At 72.2% G+C, this 19,511-nt stretch carries 13 protein-coding genes and 1 riboswitch; of the genes, 3 read left to right on the top strand and 10 right to left on the bottom strand.

Annotation, left to right across the window (positions count from 1 at the left end):
* Positions 1-4 precede the first annotated feature (4 nt).
* A complete protein-coding gene (locus ACLQ22_RS22855) occupies positions 5-3,349 on the top strand; it encodes a hypothetical protein (RefSeq protein ID WP_425694115.1) in 3,345 nt (1,114 codons plus the stop codon).
* 18 nt (positions 3,350-3,367) lie between these two features.
* On the opposite strand, the gene ACLQ22_RS22860 is transcribed toward ACLQ22_RS22855, so the two are convergent.
* Together ACLQ22_RS22860 and ACLQ22_RS22865 are read right to left on the bottom strand one after the other, a co-directional pair.
* Positions 3,368-4,363, bottom strand: a complete 996-nt coding sequence (locus ACLQ22_RS22860; protein ID WP_416608456.1) for a ribonucleotide-diphosphate reductase subunit beta — start codon at positions 4,361-4,363, stop codon at positions 3,368-3,370.
* A 35-nt stretch (positions 4,364-4,398) separates the two neighbouring features.
* A complete protein-coding gene (locus ACLQ22_RS22865) occupies positions 4,399-6,744 on the bottom strand; it encodes a ribonucleoside-diphosphate reductase subunit alpha (RefSeq protein ID WP_425694143.1) in 2,346 nt (781 codons plus the stop codon).
* A 218-nt stretch (positions 6,745-6,962) separates the two neighbouring features.
* A riboswitch (cobalamin riboswitch) is annotated at positions 6,963-7,177 on the bottom strand.
* 63 nt (positions 7,178-7,240) lie between these two features.
* Between ACLQ22_RS22865 and ACLQ22_RS22870 the strand changes: the two genes are divergently transcribed.
* Positions 7,241-7,408 carry a hypothetical protein gene (locus ACLQ22_RS22870; RefSeq protein ID WP_425694116.1) on the top strand — a complete coding sequence of 56 codons (168 nt, stop codon included), beginning with the start codon at positions 7,241-7,243 and terminating at the stop codon, positions 7,406-7,408.
* 60 nt (positions 7,409-7,468) lie between these two features.
* Here ACLQ22_RS22870 and ACLQ22_RS22875 read toward each other — a convergent pair whose 3' ends face one another.
* The 7 genes from ACLQ22_RS22875 to ACLQ22_RS22905 form a co-directional block, all read right to left on the bottom strand.
* Positions 7,469-8,566: an N-acetylmuramoyl-L-alanine amidase gene (locus tag ACLQ22_RS22875; RefSeq protein WP_425694117.1), complete on the bottom strand. Its 1,098-nt coding sequence runs from the start codon at positions 8,564-8,566 to the stop codon at positions 7,469-7,471.
* 282 nt (positions 8,567-8,848) lie between these two features.
* Positions 8,849-9,598 carry a sugar isomerase domain-containing protein gene (locus tag ACLQ22_RS22880; RefSeq protein ID WP_425694118.1) on the bottom strand — a complete coding sequence of 250 codons (750 nt, stop codon included), beginning with the start codon at positions 9,596-9,598 and terminating at the stop codon, positions 8,849-8,851.
* Positions 9,591-10,784 (bottom strand): hypothetical protein, encoded by a 1,194-nt coding sequence (locus ACLQ22_RS22885; protein ID WP_425694119.1) that lies wholly within the window; start codon positions 10,782-10,784, stop codon positions 9,591-9,593. The genes ACLQ22_RS22880 and ACLQ22_RS22885 overlap by 8 nt, the downstream gene beginning before the upstream one ends.
* Positions 10,785-10,831: 47 nt before the next feature.
* Complete coding sequence (locus tag ACLQ22_RS22890) at positions 10,832-11,761, bottom strand: N-acetylglucosamine kinase (RefSeq protein ID WP_425694120.1); 930 nt, start codon at positions 11,759-11,761, stop codon at positions 10,832-10,834.
* Complete coding sequence (locus tag ACLQ22_RS22895) at positions 11,758-12,654, bottom strand: carbohydrate ABC transporter permease (RefSeq protein WP_151452719.1); 897 nt, start codon at positions 12,652-12,654, stop codon at positions 11,758-11,760. Before ACLQ22_RS22895 ends, ACLQ22_RS22890 begins: the two co-directional genes overlap by 4 nt.
* Positions 12,655-13,605 carry a carbohydrate ABC transporter permease gene (locus tag ACLQ22_RS22900; RefSeq protein ID WP_357870387.1) on the bottom strand — a complete coding sequence of 317 codons (951 nt, stop codon included), beginning with the start codon at positions 13,603-13,605 and terminating at the stop codon, positions 12,655-12,657.
* Positions 13,584-14,855 carry an ABC transporter substrate-binding protein gene (locus ACLQ22_RS22905; RefSeq protein WP_425694121.1) on the bottom strand — a complete coding sequence of 424 codons (1,272 nt, stop codon included), beginning with the start codon at positions 14,853-14,855 and terminating at the stop codon, positions 13,584-13,586. The genes ACLQ22_RS22900 and ACLQ22_RS22905 overlap by 22 nt, the downstream gene beginning before the upstream one ends.
* Positions 14,856-15,015: 160 nt before the next feature.
* Here ACLQ22_RS22905 and ACLQ22_RS22910 point away from each other — a divergent pair, with 160 nt between their 5' ends.
* Entirely contained in the window at positions 15,016-15,789 is a 774-nt protein-coding gene (locus ACLQ22_RS22910; RefSeq protein WP_425694122.1) for a GntR family transcriptional regulator, read from the top strand.
* A 19-nt stretch (positions 15,790-15,808) separates the two neighbouring features.
* Here the strand turns inward: ACLQ22_RS22910 and ACLQ22_RS22915 are convergent, their stop codons facing one another.
* On the bottom strand, positions 15,809-19,468 hold the full coding sequence (locus tag ACLQ22_RS22915) for a beta-N-acetylglucosaminidase domain-containing protein (protein ID WP_425694123.1): 3,660 nt from the start codon (positions 19,466-19,468) through the stop codon (positions 15,809-15,811).
* Positions 19,469-19,511 lie beyond the last annotated feature (43 nt).

Raw genomic sequence — 19,511 nt, forward strand, 5'->3', positions numbered from 1 at the left:
CGACGTGCGGAGATCAACACGACGGCTGCTCGGCGACCTGGACGCGCTCGCCCACCGGGAGCGGATGGCGACGCTCGCCCGCCGGGCCCGCGAGGCGGCCGGCAGGGGTGAGCTGCCGGAGATCCTCGCGGAGCTGCGCGGCGAGGCGTCGTCGTACCACCGGTTCCTGGCCGTCACCGCCGCCGGGATCGTCGGCGACCACGCGGCGGTGCGGGCGGCGCTCGGCGACCCGCACGGCACGATCCGGGCGGTCGCCGTGAAGGCGGGCCTGCGCGCCGGCTGGCTCGCCGGCGACGACCTGCGCGCATTCGTCCGGGACGCGCCGGCCGACCTGCGTCACCTGGTCTACCGGTCGCTGCGGCACCTACGTCGGCCGGCGGTCGCCGACGGCCTGGTCGACGGCGTGCTGGGGCGCTTCGGTGCCGTCGAGGCGGTCGCCCTGCTGCCCGCCTGCGGGGCGGACACCGTCCGCCGGCTGCTGCCGGTCGTCGAACACGCGTTGTCGAACTCGGTCTGCCTGGCCCGTCGCCACGGCGACGTGGTGCTCGACCACGCGGAGTCGACGCTGCCGGACATCCACCCCGGCGAGCGGGACCACTGGTGGTCGACGCACGGCGCTCGGGTCCTGCTCGCCGGTCGGCGTCGACCGGAACGCGCGCTGACGCTGCTCGAACGGTACGCGCCCACCGGGTACCTCCCCGGCGACCTGGCGGACTACGGGCCGCTCGCCGCGCCCGCGCCGCGCCGGGTGCTGGCCCTGCTGACCGCGCCGTCGCGCGCGGACTGGGTGGGCTACCAGTGGCTGCCCCCGACGCTGCTGCGTCGGCTCGTCCGGCTGCCGGAGGCGGACCTGGTCGCGCTCGGCCGGCGGGTACGCGGCCGCAACAACTCACTGGACCGGCTGTTGGCGGCGCTGCCCCCGTCCCGGCGGGGCGGCCTGTACGACGCGGTGTTCGCCGACGTCGACACGGCCGCCCGGATCCCCGACGCGCCGCTGATGGAGGTGCTGCCGCACGCCTGGCGGGAGCGGGAGGCACGCCGGGTGCTCGCCCTCGACGACGTCCGCCACGACGAGGCGCAGGTGCGCTCGTGGAGCGCCCTGCTGCCCTGGCCGGCGGCGTCGGCGGCGCTCACCCCCGCCCTGCGCGCCGCCGACGCGCGCGACCGGGCCGTCGCGTACGAACTGCTCCTGGCCGCCGCCCGGCGCAGCCGCGACCCCGCGGCGGCGGCCGAGGTCCTGACCAGGCTGGATCGGCTGCGCAACGAGCAGGACCCGGTCCGGGCCGTGGCGCTGGCGGAGCTGGCGAACCTGGCCCCGTTGCTGCGCGCGGACGCCGTCGAGGTGCTGACCCGGATCACCGCCGACGCCACGACCACCCGCGACGCGTCGACGCGCACCCTCGCCGCGCTCGGCACCCTCGCCGCCCGCGTGCTGGGTCGGCACGTCGACGAACCGGCCCTGCTGCGCTGGGCGCTGGACACCCTCGACCGGCTCTTCGGCGGGCACCGGCTGCCGCCGCTCGGGCGGTTCGACGAGACGCTGCGCCGCGGCCAGGAGACGCTCGTCTTCGCCCGGCTGCGCGGATGGGTCGAGGCCGGTATGGCCCGGGGCCAGTTCACCGCGTTGTTCGCGGTGACCCGGGCCCTGGGGCGGCGGGCCTGGCACGTGCCCGAACTCCAGGAGCTGCTGCGCCGGGCGACGACCCCCGGCACCGTCGCCGCCGTCGTGCGGGAGGCCGTCGAGCTGTGGCTGGCCGACCCGGGCACCCGGGCGCAGCGGGTGGCGTACGTGCTGCACTCCGACAGCTCGACCATCACCCTGCCCACGGTGTGGCGGACCGTCAGCGCCCGACGCACCGACCTGCTCGACCGGGTGCTGCGGCACCCGCCGAAGGGCGCGTTCCTCACCGCCGGCACCCGCTGGATCCCGGGCCGGCCCGTGCACGCCGAGCGGTGGACGCCCCACCAGCAGGAGGCGTTCGTACGGCTGCAGGCGCGGCTCGCCGCCGACGCCGGCACCCCGCTGCACCACCGGGCCGCCGCCGTGCGGGCCGCCGCGCCGGTGCCCGACGCCGGGCGCGAGCTGGTGCTGCGCCACGTCGACTCGCCGAACGTCACCCTGGCCGAGGCGGCCCTGGAGGCGCTGCCGTGGACCGACCGGCCCGACCAGGCACTGCCGTTGCTGCTGTCCCACGCCGACGACGAGCGGGCCAGGGTCGCCCTGTACGCCGCCACCCGCGCCGTCCGCTTCACCCGCCCGGCCGACCTGGTGGCCCCGCTGTCCGACGTCGCCCTGGGGCGGGGCAAGGTGACCAGCCGCAAGCAGGCGGTCCGGTTGCTCGGCCGCTTCGGTCCGCCGGAGGCGATGGCCGTACTGGTGTCGGCGTGGCGGCAGCCCGGCCAGCACCGCGACGTACGGGCGGCGATCGTCGCCGCCGCCCGGCAGCGGCTGCACGCGCCGGAGAGCTGGCCGATCCTCGAGGAGGCGGTCGTCGGGAGCCGGGAGGAGTCGCTGACCGTGCTGGCGACCCCGCCCGACGGGGTCGCGGCACCGGAGCGCCCCCGCTACGCCGCCCTCGTCGCCCGGGCCTGCGCGAGCCCCGACCGTGAGGTCGGGCGGCTCGCCTGGCCCCAGCTCGTGCACTGGTTGCCCTGGGCACCCGACCTCACCGACCTGATCCTGGCGGCGCTCACCGACCTGGGCGGGCAGTACGACTGGCAGCGGGTACACCCCATGGTGGACGCGGTGCTGCGCCACCCGGACCGCCCCGAGCAGGATGTGCTCGCCGCCGCCCTGCGCGACCTCGTGCGCATCGACGACGCCGACGCGAACCCCGGTGGCCCCACCGGGGACCGCCCGGCCAGGCGCCGGATCGACGCCGTCGTGGCCGCGGTGTCCCGCGCCCTCGGGCCACAGCGCGACCCGGCGCCGGTCCGGCGGGCGGCGGACGAGTTGGGCCGGCACCGCGCGTACGTCGCCCAGGCGGGCACCCTGCTGACCAGCGTGCTGCCGCTCGGCGACGCGGCATCCGGGCAGCTCACCGCCGAGATCCTCACGATCGCGGAACTGGTGGCGGGCCGGCCGGCACTCGCCGCCCGGCTCGCCCACCTCCTCGGCGGGCGCACCACCTCCCCGACGGCCCTCGACGCCGAGGCGGTGCTCGCCACGGCCCGCTCCCTCGCCGCCCGGGGCGAGGCCACCACGGGCCTGTTCGCGGTGGCCCTGGCCGGCGCCGGCCGGGCGTACGGCTGGTCCGCACCCTGGCGGGACCTGCTGCACCTGCTGCGCGGGCACCCGGTCGCCGACGTCCGCGACGCCGCCTTCGACCTCTCGATGGAGGCGACGTGATCCGCGGCGGCCGCCGTACTAGAAGTCGTCGTCGAAGGCCACCGTGCCGCTCACCCCGACCTGGTACGCCGACACGCGCCGCTCGAAGAAGTTCGACAGCTCCTGGACGTCCTGCAACTCCATGAACGCGAACGGGTTGGTCGAGCCGTAGTGGGCGGGGATGCCGAGCTGCGCGAGCCGCCGGTCGGCGACGTGTTGCAGATACTCGCGCATGTCGGTCAGGGACAGCCCGGGCACACCCTGGCCGAGCAGGTCCTCGGCGAACTGGACCTCGCACTCGACGGCCTCGGCGAGCATCTGCCGCACCTGACCGGCCAGTTCGTCGTCGAACAGGTCCGGCTCCTCCCCGCGCACGGTCTCCACCACGTCGAAGGCGAAGGCCATGTGCATGGACTCGTCGCGGAACACCCAGTTGGTGCCCGACGCCAGGCCGTGCAGCAGCCCCCGGGAGCGCAGGAAGTAGACGTAGGCGAAGGCGCCGTAGAAGAACAGCCCCTCGATGCAGGCGGCGAAGCAGATCAGGTTGAGCAGGAAGGCCCGCCGGTCCTGTCGGGTGCGCAGCTGCCGCAACTCGCCCAGCGAGTCGATCCAGCGGAAGCAGAACTCCGCCTTGCGCCGGATCGACGGGATGTTCTCGATGGCGGCGAACGCGGCGAAGCGTTCGGTCTCGTCGGGCACGTAGGTGTCGAGCAGGTTGAGGTAGAACTGGACGTGCACGGCCTCCTCGAACAGCTGCCGCGACAGGTAGAGCCGGCCCTCCGGCGAGTTGACGTGCTGGTACAGGTTGAGCACGAGGTTGTTGGCGACGATGGTGTCGCCGGTGGCGAAGAACGCGACGAGGCGGCTGACCAGGTGCCGCTCGGCCGGGGAGAGCCGGTCGAGGTCGGCGAGGTCGGCGTGCAGGTCGACCTCCTCCACCGTCCAGGTGTTGCGGATGGCGTCGCGGAAGCGGTCGAAGAAGTGCGGGTAGCGCATCGGGCGGAGGGTGAGGTCCATCCCCGGGTCGAGCAGCATGTGTGTGGTCCTCGGTTCGCTGGTGGTCGTGGTGGTCACTGGCAGGCCTCGCACGACTCGGGGTTCTCCAGGGAGCAGGCCAGCGCCTCGTCGACGGTCGCCACCGCCGCGACGACGCCGGTGGCGCGGGCCGGCCCGACGGGCGCGACGGTGGCCTGCTGGATCCGGGTGGCCGGCCGCGAACGCAGGTAGTACGTCGTCTTCAGCCCGGCCTTCCAGGCATACAGGTACATCGAGGAGAGCTTGCCGATCGTCGGCGCGGCCAGGAACAGGTTCAGCGACTGCGACTGGTCGATGTACGGGGCGCGGGCCGCGGCCAGGTCGATCAGCGCCCGCTGCGGCAGCTCCCACGCGGTACGGAACAGCTCCCGCACCTCGGCCGGCAGTTCCACGACGTCCTGCACGGAGCCCTCGGCGCGCTTGATCGCCGAGCGGATCCGCTCCGTCCACAGGCCACGCGCCTTCAACTCCCGCACGAGGGCGGTGTTGACCTGGAGGAACTCCCCCGACAGGGTCTCGCGCTTGAACAGGTTGGACACCTGCGGCTCGATGCACTCGTAACAACCGGCGATCGAGGCGATGGTGGCGGTCGGCGCGATCGCCACCAGCAGCGAGTTGCGCAGCCCGTACGCGGCGACCCGCTCCCGCAGCGCGCTCCACCTCGCCGTCTGGGTCCCCGTCACGCCCCACAGGTCGGGTTGCAGCTGCCCGCGCGCCGCCCGGGTCTGCCCGTACGCCGGGTGGGCGCCCGCGCGTCGCGCCAGGTCGGCGGAGGTCTCCAGGGCGGTCAGGTACAGCTCCTCGCTGATCCGGGTGGACAGCTCCCGGGCGGCCGGGGAGTCGAACGGCAGCCGCAGCGCGAAGAACACGTCCTGCAGGCCCATCAGGCCGAGCCCGACGGGACGCCAGCGGGGATTGCTCGCCGCCGCCTGCGCCGTCGGGTAGTAGTTGATGTCGATGACCCGGTCGAGGTACGTCACGGCGGTGCGGACGGTGGCGCGCAGCCGCTCCCAGTCGATGCCGTCCGCGCCCAGGTGGGCGGCGAGGTTGACCGACCCGAGGTTGCACACGGCGGTCTCGGCGTCGCTGGAGACCTCGACGATCTCGGTGCACAGGTTGGACAGGTGCACCACGTTGCCCGCCTCGGCGGTCTGGTTGCACAGCCGGTTCGCGGCGTCCTTGAACGTCATCCACCCGTTGCCGGTCTGTGCGAGGGCGCGCATCATCCGCCCGTACAGCTCCCGCGCCGGGACCTGCCGCACGTAGCGGCCCTGCTCCTCGGCGGCCCGGTACGCCGCGTCGAACTCCTCCCCCCACAGGTCCGGCAGCTCCGGCACCACGTCAGGGTCGAACAGCGACCACACCCCGTCGGACTCCACCCGCCGCATGAACTCGTCCGGGATCCAGTTGGCCAGGTTCAGGTTGTGGGTGCGCCGGGCGTCCTCACCGGTGTTGTCCCGCAGCTGGAGGAACTCCTCGACGTCCGGGTGCCACGGCTCCAGGTAGACGCAGGCCGCGCCCTTGCGCCGACCACCCTGGTTGACCGCCGCCACCGAGGCGTCCAACGTCCGCAGCCACGGCACGATCCCGTTGGACTGCCCGTTGGTGCCCCTGATCAGCGCGCCCCGCGAGCGGACCCGCGAGAACGCGATGCCGATCCCGCCGGCGAACTTCGACAGGTTCGCCACCTGCGCGTACCGCTGGTAGATGGAGTCGAGCTCGTCGCGCGGGGAGTCGACCAGGTAGCAGGAGGACATCTGGGTGTGCCGGGTGCCGGAGTTGAACAACGTCGGCGAACTCGGCAGGTACGCCAGGCTCGACATCAGCCGGTAGAACTCGATCGCCTCGTCCGGTGCCTGCGACAGGCCGCAGGACACGCGCAGCAGCCAGTACTGCGGGGTCTCCAGCACCAGCCGGCTCGTCGGGTGGCGAAGCAGGTACCGGTCGTAGACCGTACGCAGCCCGAAGTACTCGAAGCGCAGGTCGCCGCGCGGGTCGACGGCGGCGTCGAAGGCGCTCGCGTGGGCCGCGACGAACGCCGCGGTGTCGTCGCCGATCAGGCCCTCGGCGTGGCCGCGCCGGATCGCCTCGCTGAAGGAGCCGATGCCCTGCCGGCGGACCTCCTTGTCGACGTACCCGGCCAGCAGGCGGGCCGCCAGCCGCGAGTACTGCGGCTCCTCACCGATCATCTCCGCGGCGGTCTGGATGGACAGCCGGTCCAGTTCGGCCGTCGTCGCCCCGTCGTACAGGCCGCTGATCGTCCGGGTCGCCACCCGCAGCGGGTCGACGTCGGCGAGGTCGTCGGCCCACCGCTCGACCGCGCGGACGATCCTGTTGACGTCGACCACCTCGGTGCCGCCGTCGCGCTTGCGGACCCGCATCTGCGGCCGCCGCTGGCCCGCCACGGCCGCATCGTCGACCGCCGTGCCGTCGGCCGGAACAACCTCGGTGACTGTCACCACTCACTCCTCGCGAGCCTTGATCCCAGACGGAACTCCTGGGCACGCGGGGAGCGGACACCGACGACGACGCGCGCAGGCACGCGTCGGGATGGCGTCGGCCGTCCCACGAGGCCTCGGACCGCCGCACACCCGGATGCGGGCGTACGGCGCACTGGCAGGTCTTCGGACTCGCGGGCGCGACCGGGCTCGCCGGTCTCCTACTGGCCGTCGCTTCCCAGGCCGCTGGCGGCCCAGTGCTGATGACGGCGGTCGTTCCCACTCACCGCTGCGGGGCAGTCCCGGATTCCCACCGGGTTCCCTCTTGCCTCGACCGCTCCGGATGAGCGGCCGAACCAGCTGCGCCGACACCATATATAGGGTTGGCGTCGTTGTCACACGCCACATGTCGGTCTCGGGCGTGTCATCGGCGGCCCGGGTGACGCCCGTCGATCGCCGGCCCGGCGTCCGCGTCGATGCCCGCCCTCGGCGGCGCGGAGGCTGTCGTCCGCTCGGTACGGTCGCGCTGCGCGCCGAGGAGCTGTCGGCCCGTACCGGCGGCGCGGTCCTGGTCTGCCAGGTGCTCGAGTTCCACAACTGGCACTGACGTGCGAGCGGACCGGGATCCTGTGGTCACCCGATCCCGGTCCGCCCCCAGGCGGTGCAATCAGACCTTGGTGACCCGGACGGCGTCGGCCACCACGTAGCCGGGGGTGCTGGTCCACCGGCTCACCGCGACCAGGTTGCGGTCACCGGCGGCCAGTCCGAAGGTGCCCAGCGAGCGCCACACGCCGCCGCTGGAGCGCTGGTCCACGTTGACCGTGCGGTTGCCCGAGGCGGTGACGACGACGTGCGGGGCCGCGCTGTTGTAACCGGGGTCGGCCGGGTGGCGTACCTCGATCCGGTAGTCGCCGGCCGTCGGGATGTTCACCTTGAACCAGGCGGCGTCGCTGGCGGGCGTCGGATTGGCGAAGCGGTAGTCGGCCCCGTAGCGCTGGGCCGAGTACGAGGAGGTGCCCCAGTTGGTGCTCGCCGTGAACCGTCCCGCCGTGGCGTTGTCCACGATGGTGCCGCCCGTGGGCGGCGGGTTGGTGGTGCCGAGGCCGAGGTAGGCGGCGATGCCCTCGGCGTGCCCACGGGCGACGGCGGTGATGAAGTCCGCCCGCTTGAGCAGGTTCGAGTCGGCGACGCTGTCGATGAAGAGGTTCTCGGTCAGCACCGCGGGCATGGCCGCCTCGCGCAGCATGTGGAAGTTCGCGGTCTTCAGCCCTCGGTCGGTGACCCCGCCGATCGTCCGCATGGCGCCGATCACCCTCGGGTGCAGCGCGTTGTGCAGGTTGACGGTGGCCGCGCCCGCCGTCGGGTACCGGTAGCTCTCGAAGCCGGTGCCGCCGCCGGAGTTGATGTGCACGCTCACGAGCAGGTTCGCGCCCCACGCGTTGGCGTCGTCCGTGCGGTACGCCAGGCTGCGGGTGATGTCGGTCGTCCGGGACATGCGGACGTCGACGCCCCAGTTGGCCAGCAGGATGTTGCGCAGTTGCAGGGAGATGTCGAGCGTCAGGGCCTTCTCCTGCAGCCCGTTGCCGACCGCGCCGGGGTCGGTGCCGCCGTGGCCCGGGTCGATGTAGACCTTCGGCAACGCCGCCCATGCGGGGCCGGCGACGATGGGGACGGCCGCGGCGCCGGCGACGGCAGCCAACAGGGTACGCCGCCGAAGCGTCGGGTTGTCGAACATGTGCACCTCGTCATCGGGAGAGATCGACACTGCTCGGCAATATAGCGGGACATCGATAAAACATGAAAGATGTCTACGTCCTTTGATCTGAGATCTGAAGGTTTCCTCCTACGGCCGGCCGAACCGCCGAGCCCGACCGCTGGCCGGCCGAGCGTGGAGTGCGGTCGCGACGGCCGTCGTGCCGCAACCGCATCCCACGCCCGGGCGAGCACCCACTCACACCGATCCGCCGGCTCACCGAGCCGGTCGACGACCCGCTGAAGGGCCAACTCGACCAGGAGGCTCATGCCCGGGAGCCTTCGTCCCGGCTGATCAGGGTTCGATCGGGCGAACCCGATCGCGGTACCGCTCGTAGAGGACGCGGTTGTGCGCGTCGCCCCGCGCGAGGTTCGCGGATACGTGCACGGGCGGGTCGATGTCGCGGCCCAGCAACCGGCGGCAGACCAGTTCGGTGAGTAGCTGCGCGATGAGGACTCCGGTGAACGACGAGACCGCCCCGATCCGAACTCCTGGGGTGATCTCCAGTGCCGCGTCCCCCGCCGGCGCCCGGTTGTCGATCACCACATCCGCCAGGTCGGCGAGATGCGGTCCCTGGGTCGCACGGGCACCGTCCGAGCGGGTGTGTGCCAGTGAGGTGACCGCCACGATCGGATGGGAGCGCTCGCGGGCCAGCACCGCCATCTCGGTGACGGCGGCGTTGATTCCGGAGTTCGAGACGATCAGGAAGGCATCGTGCGCGGAGGGTGCGGCGAGCTGGTAGATCCGCTCGGCGAGGCCGGGCTCGCGCTCGTACGTCGGATCGAGGATCGGCCCCGGCTCGGCGCCACCGAACATCACGAGATCCTTGACCGCCAGCATGCTGACGGCGGCGAGCCCGCCGGCACGCCCCGCGAGTTCGAGGGTGACGATCCGCGAGTGGCCGGTCCCGAACGCCTGCAGGACACCACCGGCGGCGATGGCGTCGGCGACGAGCCCGGCCGCTGCCTCGATGGCGTCGAGCTGCGTTGACAGGACCTGTTCGAGTGCGGTCCGGGCGATGTTGGCGTAGGCAGGCTCAGGCATTGATCCTCCTGGAGTGGTCCCGGTTGCCGACGGCCGCCGTGGCGGCCGCCACGGCGGCCTCGACGACGATCTCGCCGCTGCCCGAGGTGACCGGACTGGCGTAGGTTTCGTAGCAGGGTTGCGTGTCACGGGTGGGTAGGTAGCCGAGGTAGCCGTTCGCGTAGCCGAGGACCACGACGTCCCGTGCCGGGTCCGGCGCCGCGGCACGGATCGTCTCGCCCAGTTCCAGGAACAGTTCGCCGGGAACGGCCACGACCGTGACGCCGTCGAGGTCCACCGCCTCCACGTCGATCACGTACGGTTCCGTGCGCTGCCGGGCGGCCTGTTCCGCCGCGATCCGCAGCCCCTGCTGCATGACCCGGTGGATGCGTTCGTTCCCGCCCCCCGGCGGCGGGGTCTGACGCGCGGCGACGTCGAGTTCCGCCGGCTGCTTCGGCGCGAGCGTCACCGTCCGCACAACCGGAGGGCGTACCGGCGGCGCGGCACCCTCGCCGGCGCGCGGCGACACCGGTTCGACCCGGTCGGCCAGCCAGGCGCCGAGCCGGTCCGCCTCGTCGAGCCCCCGCCCCTGACGGGTGTGCCGGGTGCTGATGTCGCCGGCCGCTCCGGTGGCGACGACCACCCACCGGTCCGGCGTGGCCAGCGCCCGGCGGATGCCGCCGTTGAGGTCCGCGCTCACATGGTTGTTGTCGGCGGGAAGGATGGTCGGGTGGACCGGTGAGACCACGACCAGCCCCACCACTTCGGTACCCGCGGTGACCACGATGGTGTCGACGGGAATGTCCAGGGGAGCCGGATCAGCGACGTTACGGTGACCGGCCAGTTGGGGAACCAGCGTGCGGGCGGAGCCGAGTCGGGCGGCACGCTCGGACGCCACGGCAGACCGCGCGGCCACGAGGGACGCGGCTTCGAGCCGGTCGGCGACGTGCCGTGGCGTGGCGTCGCCGCCGGGACTGCAGCCCGCCTCGGGGCTCGCGTGGGTGTGGGTGGCGGCGACCCAGCAGGACTGCACGCCGACGTCCCGCATGGCGGCCCGGATCCGGTCGACGACGTCGACGTTGACGCAGATGAGGTCCGCGACCACCAGGGCGAACCGGTGGCCCTCGTCGGCGAAGGTCACGACATGGACCTCCAGCGGGTCGAGCACGCTCCGCACGCCGTCCGAGCGGTCGGCGTACCCACCCATGGGTTCCCCGGGCACAACCTCGAGTCGCGCCACCCCGTGCCCGGCCCTCACGCGGCGCCGCCCTGGCGCGCCAGCAGGCGCGCGTAGGGGGCGGCACCGCTCAGGAGCGCCGGACCGCCGTCGAGCGGCTCCGCTCTGGGCGTCACCAGGGGCAGCCCTCTGGCCTCGAGTTCGGCCGACAGCGCCTGGTGAAGAGGGTTGCCCGGCGTCAGCAGCCGTCCGCTGAAGGACACCCGGCGGGCTGCCCCGCCGAGACCGAGCCGGTCGGTTGCCGCCTGTGCCGCGTCGGCGAGGTCGGCCGCGGCCCCGGCGCAGATCCGGCCCGCCACCGGGTCGGCCCCGGCGGCCGCGTCGAGCACCTCGCGGGCGAAGGCCGCCGTACGCGAGATCATGGCCGGGTCCCGGTAGTACCGCTGCAGCGCGGCCAGGTCGACGCCGCCGAGCGCCGCGACGAGGCGGTCGACCAGCACGGTGGCCGGCCCCACCCGGTCGTACGACGCGGTCGCGGCGCGCATTCCGGCCAGCCCGATGGCGTACGCGCTGCCCCGGTCACCGAGGTGGGGACCCCATCCGTCGAGCCGGGCGTGGTCGCCGTCGGCGTCCACGGCGAGCACGGTCGTTCCGGTCCCGACACACAGCAGTACGCCGGGGCCGCCGAGAGCGCCGGCGTGCGCGAGGATGCTGTCCTCCACGACCACGGCCGGACCGCCGAACTGCCGTTCGAGGGCGAGGGCGAGGCGTCGGCGTTCCGCCGACTCCCCCGGCACGCCGGTCAGGCCGGCCACCACGCCCGCCACCTGTTCGGGAAGGGAGATCGTCGCCGCGGCGCCACGAACCGCGGCCAGGATCCGGTCGACGCCGTCCTCGTGGGGCTGGTAGGAGAAGCCCGGGCCGACGCCGAGCTGGCGGCCCGCCGCGGCACGTAGCAGCAGCCGGAGCTCCGACTTGCCGCCGTCGATGGTGATCGTCGTCGTCAACGTGACATCCCTGCGGTCAGGCCCGCGACGATCTGCTTGGTCGCGAGGGCGAACACCACGGCCAGCGGCACCAGGGCGATCACGAGTCCGGCGAAGAGGGTGCCGCGGTCGGCGGCGAACTCGCCGAAGAACCGGGTCAGCCCGACCGGGACGGTGTACTTGTCCCCGCTGCGCAGCAGCACCAACGGATAGAAGAAGTCGTTCCAGGTCGGCGCGAACTGGAAGACCGTGGCGACCGCGAGCGCCGGCCGCATCAGGGGCAGGACGACCGACACGAACAGCCGGCCCTCGTGTGCCCCGTCGATGCGCGCGGCCTCCTCCAGCTCACCGGGTAGTCCCCGCATGAAGCCCATGATCACGAAGATCGAGAACGGGATTCCGCTCGCCGCGTAGAGCAGCACCAACCCGATCCGGCTGTCGATCAGACCCATCGACTGGAACATGTAGAACACCGGCAGCAGGCCGAGCTTCGCGGGGATCATCAACCCGGACAGGAAGAACGCCGCCAGCAGGGCGCGGCCCCGGAACTTCCACCTGGACAGGGCGTAGGCGGCCATCGCCGACACGCTGACGCACAGCGCCACCGAGGCGCAGGTGACGGTCAGGGAGTTGACGAAGTACGTCGAGATCGACGCGGTCTGCCAGGCCCGGGTGTAGTTGCTCAGGTCGAACGAGCTGGGCAGCCCGACCGGTGCCTGGAGGATCTCCGCGTTGCTCCGCAGCGATCCGATCAGCACCAGCAGCAGCGGGCCGAAGGCGATCGCGGCGTAGGCCCACAGGACGAACTGGCCGCCGGCGGTGCGCAGCAGCGAACGCTGGCGGGTGCCACGCGGAGGTTCAATATCGCCCCTGGCTTTTTGTGCCGTGCGGGGGGCGGCGCGCAGGGTCGTCATCTAGTGGACCTCCCGGCGGCGCAGCACCCGCTCCAGGGCCAGGGAGACCCCGAAGATGAACACGAAGATGAGCATGGCCAACGCCGAAGACTCTCCGATCGCGTTGCTGCCGCCCTGGAAGGCGGTCCGGTAGTAGAGCAGGCCCAGTACGTCCATCGCGCCGCCGGGTCCGCCGTCGGAGCCGCCCAGCGCGTAGACGAGGTCGAAGATGTTGAAGCACCCGATGAACGTCAGCACGGTGATCACGCCGACCGCCGGCATCAGGAGCGGGAACCGGATGCTCCAGAACGCCCGGGTCGCGGACGCGCCGTCCATCGCGGCCGCCTCCTCCAGCTCCTGGGGGATGCCGCCCAGGGCGGCGCCGAAGATGAGCATCGGTCCGCCGATCCACTGCCAGGCGTTGACGAGGATCAGTACGGGCAGGGCGAGGTCCGGCTCACCGAGCCACGGACGCGCCCACGCGTCCAGGCCGACCGCGCGGAGCGCGAAGTTGATCGGGCCGAAGGTGGGGCTCAGCAGGAGCGACCAGATGTACCCGACGATCAGCGGGCTAATCAGGTAGGGAAGCGAGAAGAGCGTCTGGAACAGCCGCTTGCCCCAGGGATTGCGGTGCAGGAGCACCGCCAGGCCCAGTCCGACGGTGTTCTGGATCGCCATGGTGCCGACGAAGAAGAGGACGTTGTGCCCCAGCGCGGCGGGGATCTCGTCGCGTAACGGATAGCGGGCGAGAACCTCCTGGTAGTTGCCGATCCCGACGAACTCCCCCTGCCGGGTGCCGTCCCAGTGGAACAGCCCGTAGTAGAAGGCGGTGACGAGCGGCACCACGACGAAGAGGCCGTAGAGCGCGAGGGCCGGCAGGCAGAAGGTCGTGATCCACCCTGCCGAGACCCGTCCCGCCCGGCGGCGTGACCGCCGGGCAGGACGGACCGTCAGTTCTTGGGCCGGAACCACTGATCGACCCCTCGTTGGACGTGGGCGGCCGTGTCAGCGGCGCTGCGTCGACCGAGGACGTAGTCGGAGAACGCCTCGGAGGCGAGGTCCCAGGCGGTGGGTGTGCCGCCGGAGAAGTACGCGTAGGTGACGTACGGACTCGGGTTCGCCTGGTATTCCCGGAGTGCCTGGGCCAGCAGTTCGTCCTGCGGCTGGACGCCCGGCACCGCGGAGATCTGGTGGAGCTCGGTGGCCAGGGCGCGGCCGAACTCCTCGGTCGCCATCCACCGCACGAGTTCCAGAGCCGCGTCCCGCCGGGGCGACTTCGCCGAGACGCCGAACGACCCGTCGACGTAGCCGGGAACCAGCGTCTTGTCGACCGCCGCGCCGGGCGCGGGCGGCACGTTGAAGATGCCCAGGTCCAGCTGCGGATTGGCCTTCTTGAACCCGGCGATCTCCCACACGCCGCCGGGGAACGCGGCGGCCCGGCCGGAGGTGAAGAGTGCCTGCGCGTCCGCGTAGCTCACCCCGGACGCCTGCGCCGGCCAGTACTTCTGGGTGCTCTTCCACGCCTCGAGGGAGTTCACCCAGGGCGTGCCGGTGAACTTCGCCGAGCCGTCGAGCATCCTGGTCAGGTAGTCGGGGCCGCCGTACGTCGTGGCGCCGAAGATCTCCTGCTCGATCGGGAGCATCCACTTGTCGGTGACGGTGTTCGCCAGCGGGGTGACGCCGGCCTTCTTGAGCTTGTCGAAGCCCGCGATCATGTCCGCCCACGTGGTGGGGGCGGCGATGCCGTTGTCGGCGAAGATCTTCTTGTTGTAGATGACGTGCAGGGTCTGGAGCGCGAACGGAACGCCGTAGACGCGCCCGTCCTTCTCGCCCTTCGCGCCGTCGAGGACCGGCTTCGGGAAGCCGCCGAGCTTGTCGACCTGGTCGTCGAGGGGCACCAGGCTGCCGGCGGCGACCAGCGGCTGGAGCAGCCCGTAGGAGCGCAGCTGCGCGACGTCGGGGCCGCTGGAGTCGGTGAGGCCGGTCTTGAGGATCGTGTCGTACTCGGTGTTCTTGTAGGGCAGGTACTCCACCGTCACGCCCGGGTGGGCCTTCTCGTAGATCTGGAAGATCTTGTTGTATGCCGCGACATCCTCCTGCCGCCAGCCCCAGACCTTCAGGTTGACGGCGTCGTCGCCGCCGCCCCCGCTGCCTGGCGCACACGCAGTAAGGGTGATGGCGAGCAGCGCTGCCGCCCCCAGCACACCGCGTCTTCTGGGCATCGCATCTCCGATCGTCGTGGCCGCCACCCCGCTGGACGTGGCGGACCAGCCGAGGCTAATACTGGTATAGACCGGAGGTCAACGGTTACGCCGACCTCACCAGCCGTCCGGGCGTTTGCCCGTACGATGGCTTGAATTGCGTAGGAAGGAGAACTGGTTCGTGCCAAGGACGCGACATGAGCCGAGCGACGGGGCCCTTGAGTCCCTGCCGGCGGAGCGCAACGGCGGCAAGGGCGAGCACATCAGGGACGTCCTCACCGCCATGGTCCTGAACTCGCGGGACGGTGCGCTGCTCCCCTCGGAGCGGGTCCTCGCCGAACGGTTCGGAGTCGCCCGGATGACCGTCCGGGGCTCCATCGACGCGCTGGAGTCGAAGGGAATGGTCCGGCGCGTGCCCGGGCGTGGGACCTTCGTGCAGCACCCCACGCTGACCCACTCGGAGATCTTCCGCTCGTTCAGCGAGGACATGCGGATGCGCGGCATGACACCGGGTGCCAAGTCGTACCGCGCCCGCACCCGCCCGGCCGCCCGCCAGGTCGCCGCCAACCTCGACATCGCCCCGGGCGACCCGACCCACTACATCGAGCGGATCCGCACGGCGGACGGCATCCCGATGGCGTTGGAGCGGACGAACCTCGCCGCGGCACGGTTCCCCAGCCTGCTGAAGGTGATGGAGCGCGACGACTCGCTGTACGAGGTTCTGGGCCACGTCTTCGGGGTGCGGCTCGAATCGGCGCGGCAGACCGTCACCATCGCCCGGCTGACCGACACCGAGGCGAAACGGCTCGAAGTCGGCGAGGAGACCCCGGCGTTCCTGATAGAGCGCATCTCGGTCGACAACATGGGCAAGGTCGTGGAGTACGGCCGCTCGCTCTACCGCGGCGACCGGTACGCCATCCAGATGCACGTCAGCCCCCCGTCCCAGGGCGGCTGACGCGCATCCGCAGGGCCGGTCAGCGCAGACCGGTGAGGTGGTGCGCCTCGATTTCGGCTGCCGTCAGGGCACGATCGTAGATCGCCGCCTCGTCGAGGTCGCCCTGCAACCGCTGGGACGTGTCGTCCCCACGGCCACCGAGCTTGACGCTCGCCGTACCGCTGCCGGGCGGCACCGACGTCGCGACGCTGTTGTCCGCGACGCCGTCGAGGTACACGGTCAGTCGCGACCCGTCGAAGACGGCGGCGACGTGGTGCCACTCGTCGACCGTCAGCCGGGTACGGCCGGTCACGAGGCCGTGCCCCTTCCCGGCGGCGCCGAGCGACCACGCCTGCAGGACGCCGTCGGTCACCCGCAGGGCGTACCCGTTGACCGCCGGCCCGGAGTAGCTCTCGATGACCGCCTGCCCCGGCGCCGGGGCGAGCCTGTCGAGCTTCACCCACGCCTCCAACGTGAAGGCGCCCTGAAGGTCGGTCCGCGGGCCTCGCGGCGCCTCGATGTAGCCGGCGGAGAGGTCCGCCGCCCGGTCACTGGTGATCGCGCCCTCGGCGACCGGCTGGGCGCCGGCGAGGTAGGTCCCGTTCCGTCCGCTGGCGGAGCTGTCCACCGCGGTGCTGGAGCCAACCGGGTCGCCGAGGCGCCAGTAGCCGGCCGGGTCCGCCCCGGTCACGAGGTTCGGGTAGCTCTGCTGCCCGACCAGGATCGGCAGCGACACCTTCACCGGGGGTGCGCCGTCCTCGTTGAAGGCCACCGTGACCTGGTGGCGCCCCGGCTCCGCGCCGGCCGGGACGCTCACCTTCACCGGCACGCTCGCGACGATGGTCCGGCCATCCGGCCGGGCACGGAACACCTGCGTCGCCGGGTCGAGGGTCCAGCCGTCCGGGCCGGTGGCGGTCACCCGTCCACTGAGCCGGTGATCCGCGAACACCTCGACGGCGACCTGGAACCGCTTCGTCTCCCCCGGCGCGATCAGCGACCCGGGCGGATCGACCGAGACGGCACCGCTGAACACGTCGGAGTAGTGCGGGACGATCTCGTAGACGCGCGGGGCCGCGCTGCCCGACGCCCACCGGATCCGCACCGCGCCGGCCGGAAGGTCCGCCGCCGGCACCTTGGTGAACCCGTCAGCGAGCGGTCCGAGATCCACCCAGGCGCCGTCGACCAGCGCCTGGATCACGCCGTCGGCGGGAGCGGTCGCGTCCTGCACCACGGTCACCGCCGACAGCCGGTGCGGCTTGGTGATCGCAACCGTGATCGCGTCGCCGTCCTGCGGCTTGCTGGCCGCGACGTAGGCCGTGTCGTCGCGCCGGTCGGTCAGGTTGCCCAGCGCGGACCCCTGGGCGGCAGCCGGTAGGCCCGTGGGGGCCCCGAGGTCGCCGTACCAGCGGTCACCGATGTAGCCGTCGCTCTGCGCGGCCGCGAAGCTGAGCAGCTCGTCGACCGGGCCGGGGCTGATCTGGTGCGATGTCCTGTCGAGGATGCCGCGGGCACGCGCCTGCTCCCGCCGGGCCAGCCAGGCGGCCTCGCCGTTCCCCCGGTCCTGCGCCCGCAGGATCGCCAGCGCCGCCCGGCCCGCCTGACCGGTTGTGCCGACCCGGTCCAGCCAGGGCTCGATCTGCTTGAGCAGCAGAGGGTTGTCGAGTTGCGCCCGCAGCGTGGTGGGGAGTTCCTCCAGACGGCGCAGCTCGCGGTCGAGCCGGTCGAGTTGGGCGTCCACCGCTCGGCCCGCCGAGTAGTCGGCGATGAGCCGGTTGACGAGCGCGGCGAACTGGGGCCGCGCGGTGTTGTCCAGGGCGCTGGCCTTGTTGTTCTCCGCGAAGAGCCGCAGCTGCTCGTACGCGTCGCCGCCGATGGTCTCGAGAGTCCGCGTCCATGAGCGCTCGGCGTCGTAGGCCCCGGGGTTCCAGGCGTAGTCGGCCTGCGTGCCGAGTGGGATCTGCGAGGCCTCCTGATGCTGGACGAGTCCGTTGAACGAGATGCCCAGGACGTCGTCCGCCATGCCGGCGTCGCGGTTCACCAGTGGGCCCAGCAGGAGTCTGTTGGGGCTGTAGTCGTTGACCGGGTAGTTGTCCCAGATCATGATCCGGTGCCGCGGCCAGACGTCCTGAGCGGCCCGCAGGTCGTCCTCGGTGATGCGCGGCGAGACCACCTCCGAGCCCGTCCAGTAGAGGTCGACCTCGGTGCTGAGCAACTCGTCGAACCGGTTCTTGTACGGCGTGGGCGTCATGCCCCAGTACTCCGTCGGCACCGTCACCATGCGGCTGGCGCCGGGGCGCTTCTCGATGAACTCGCGTTGGACCAGGTTGGTGACCCCGGCCTGGGCCGCCGCGAGCGGCGACGGATCGCCCTGGTAGGCGTCCCGGTCCTCCTGGCACGCGAAGTTTCCGGACACGTCGTCCCAGGCGATGACGTAGCTGCGGACCCCGATCTCCCACAGCTGCGCCAGGCGCGCCAGCAGTTTGGCCCGATCGGCGTCGCGTACGTGGCAGATCCCGCGGCCGGGCGCCAGGGGCGCCTCCGGCGAGATCCGGTACACGAAGTCGACATGACGGGACGTCGCCAGGTCGAGGATCTCCTTCAGCCGGCCCAGTTCCGCCTCGTCGTACAGCGAGTCCCAGTGCGATCCGGTACGCAGGTCGTCCGCCGGCCCGTAGAAGAACTGGTTCATCTTGTGCCGGGCCAGGAACTCGATCTGCGAGCGCCGGTCCTCCTGCGACCACACGGGTCCGTAGAACGACTCCATGCCCCCACGGATCCGGTAACCCGGCCAGTCGCGCACCGCCACGCCGTCGACGGCCACCCGGGCGCCTCGCGACACGAGCAGCTGACGCAACGACTGGACCGCGTAGAAGGTGCCCGCGCCGTCCACCCCCGCGAGGACGATCCGCGGTCGCCCGAGCCGATCGTGCCCGGCCGCCAGCACGTACCCCTCACCGGGCAGCCCCGCTGGCCCCTGCACCCCGAGAGCAGTCAGCGCGGCGACGCTGGCCGACGTCTCGTTCGGTCCGCCGAGGAGGATCACCGGACGCGGTGTCGACATGTCCGCGCTTCCGACGACCCTGGCGGTGACCCCGCGCGCGCCGAGCACGTCCACGAGAGACTGCCGGGCGGCCGGATCCGCGGCCGCACCCGCGACGACGTCGACGTGGTCGGGCAGGACGACCGATCCCGCTCGCGCCTGCACGCGCTGCGGCGTCGGAAGGACGCGCGCCACGCCCACCCGATCAGGAGCCTTGGTCTCCCCCCGAGCCGGCACGGGGTTCACCAGGCCAACGGCGAGCACGACCGATCCGGCCAACACGCCGGTGCGGCGACAGCCGCGAAACGAGCGCAACAGAAACATCGAACCTCCACTCATTCGATATGGGCCAGCCGTGGTTCCGTGAGGGTCCGGCGTGGCGTGCGGTGAGCGGACCACCGCGAGGACCGACCGACATGGCGACCGCCGGTCTGGTCGAGTCAGCAGGGACGAGGCCGGCCGTCGGGGTCGGAGCCGACGGCCGCGCGAAAGGGGCTCCCGGAGGGTCGTCCGGGCCGGGCTGGCATCCGCGCTGGGATCGGTTGTGGCCGACCGGTCTATACCGATAACGAGGATCCATGCCACACCCGGCCACGTCAACCCCCTACCGGCGTACGACAGTGCTGGTCCGGGTCGCTGCGCGTAGCGAGCCATTGACATCAACTCGGTCGGACTTCACGATACTGGCCTAGGCCGGTATCTG

It is taken from the genome of Micromonospora sp. DT178 (genome assembly GCF_049841695.1).
In the GTDB taxonomy this organism is placed as follows: domain Bacteria; phylum Actinomycetota; class Actinomycetes; order Mycobacteriales; family Micromonosporaceae; genus Micromonospora.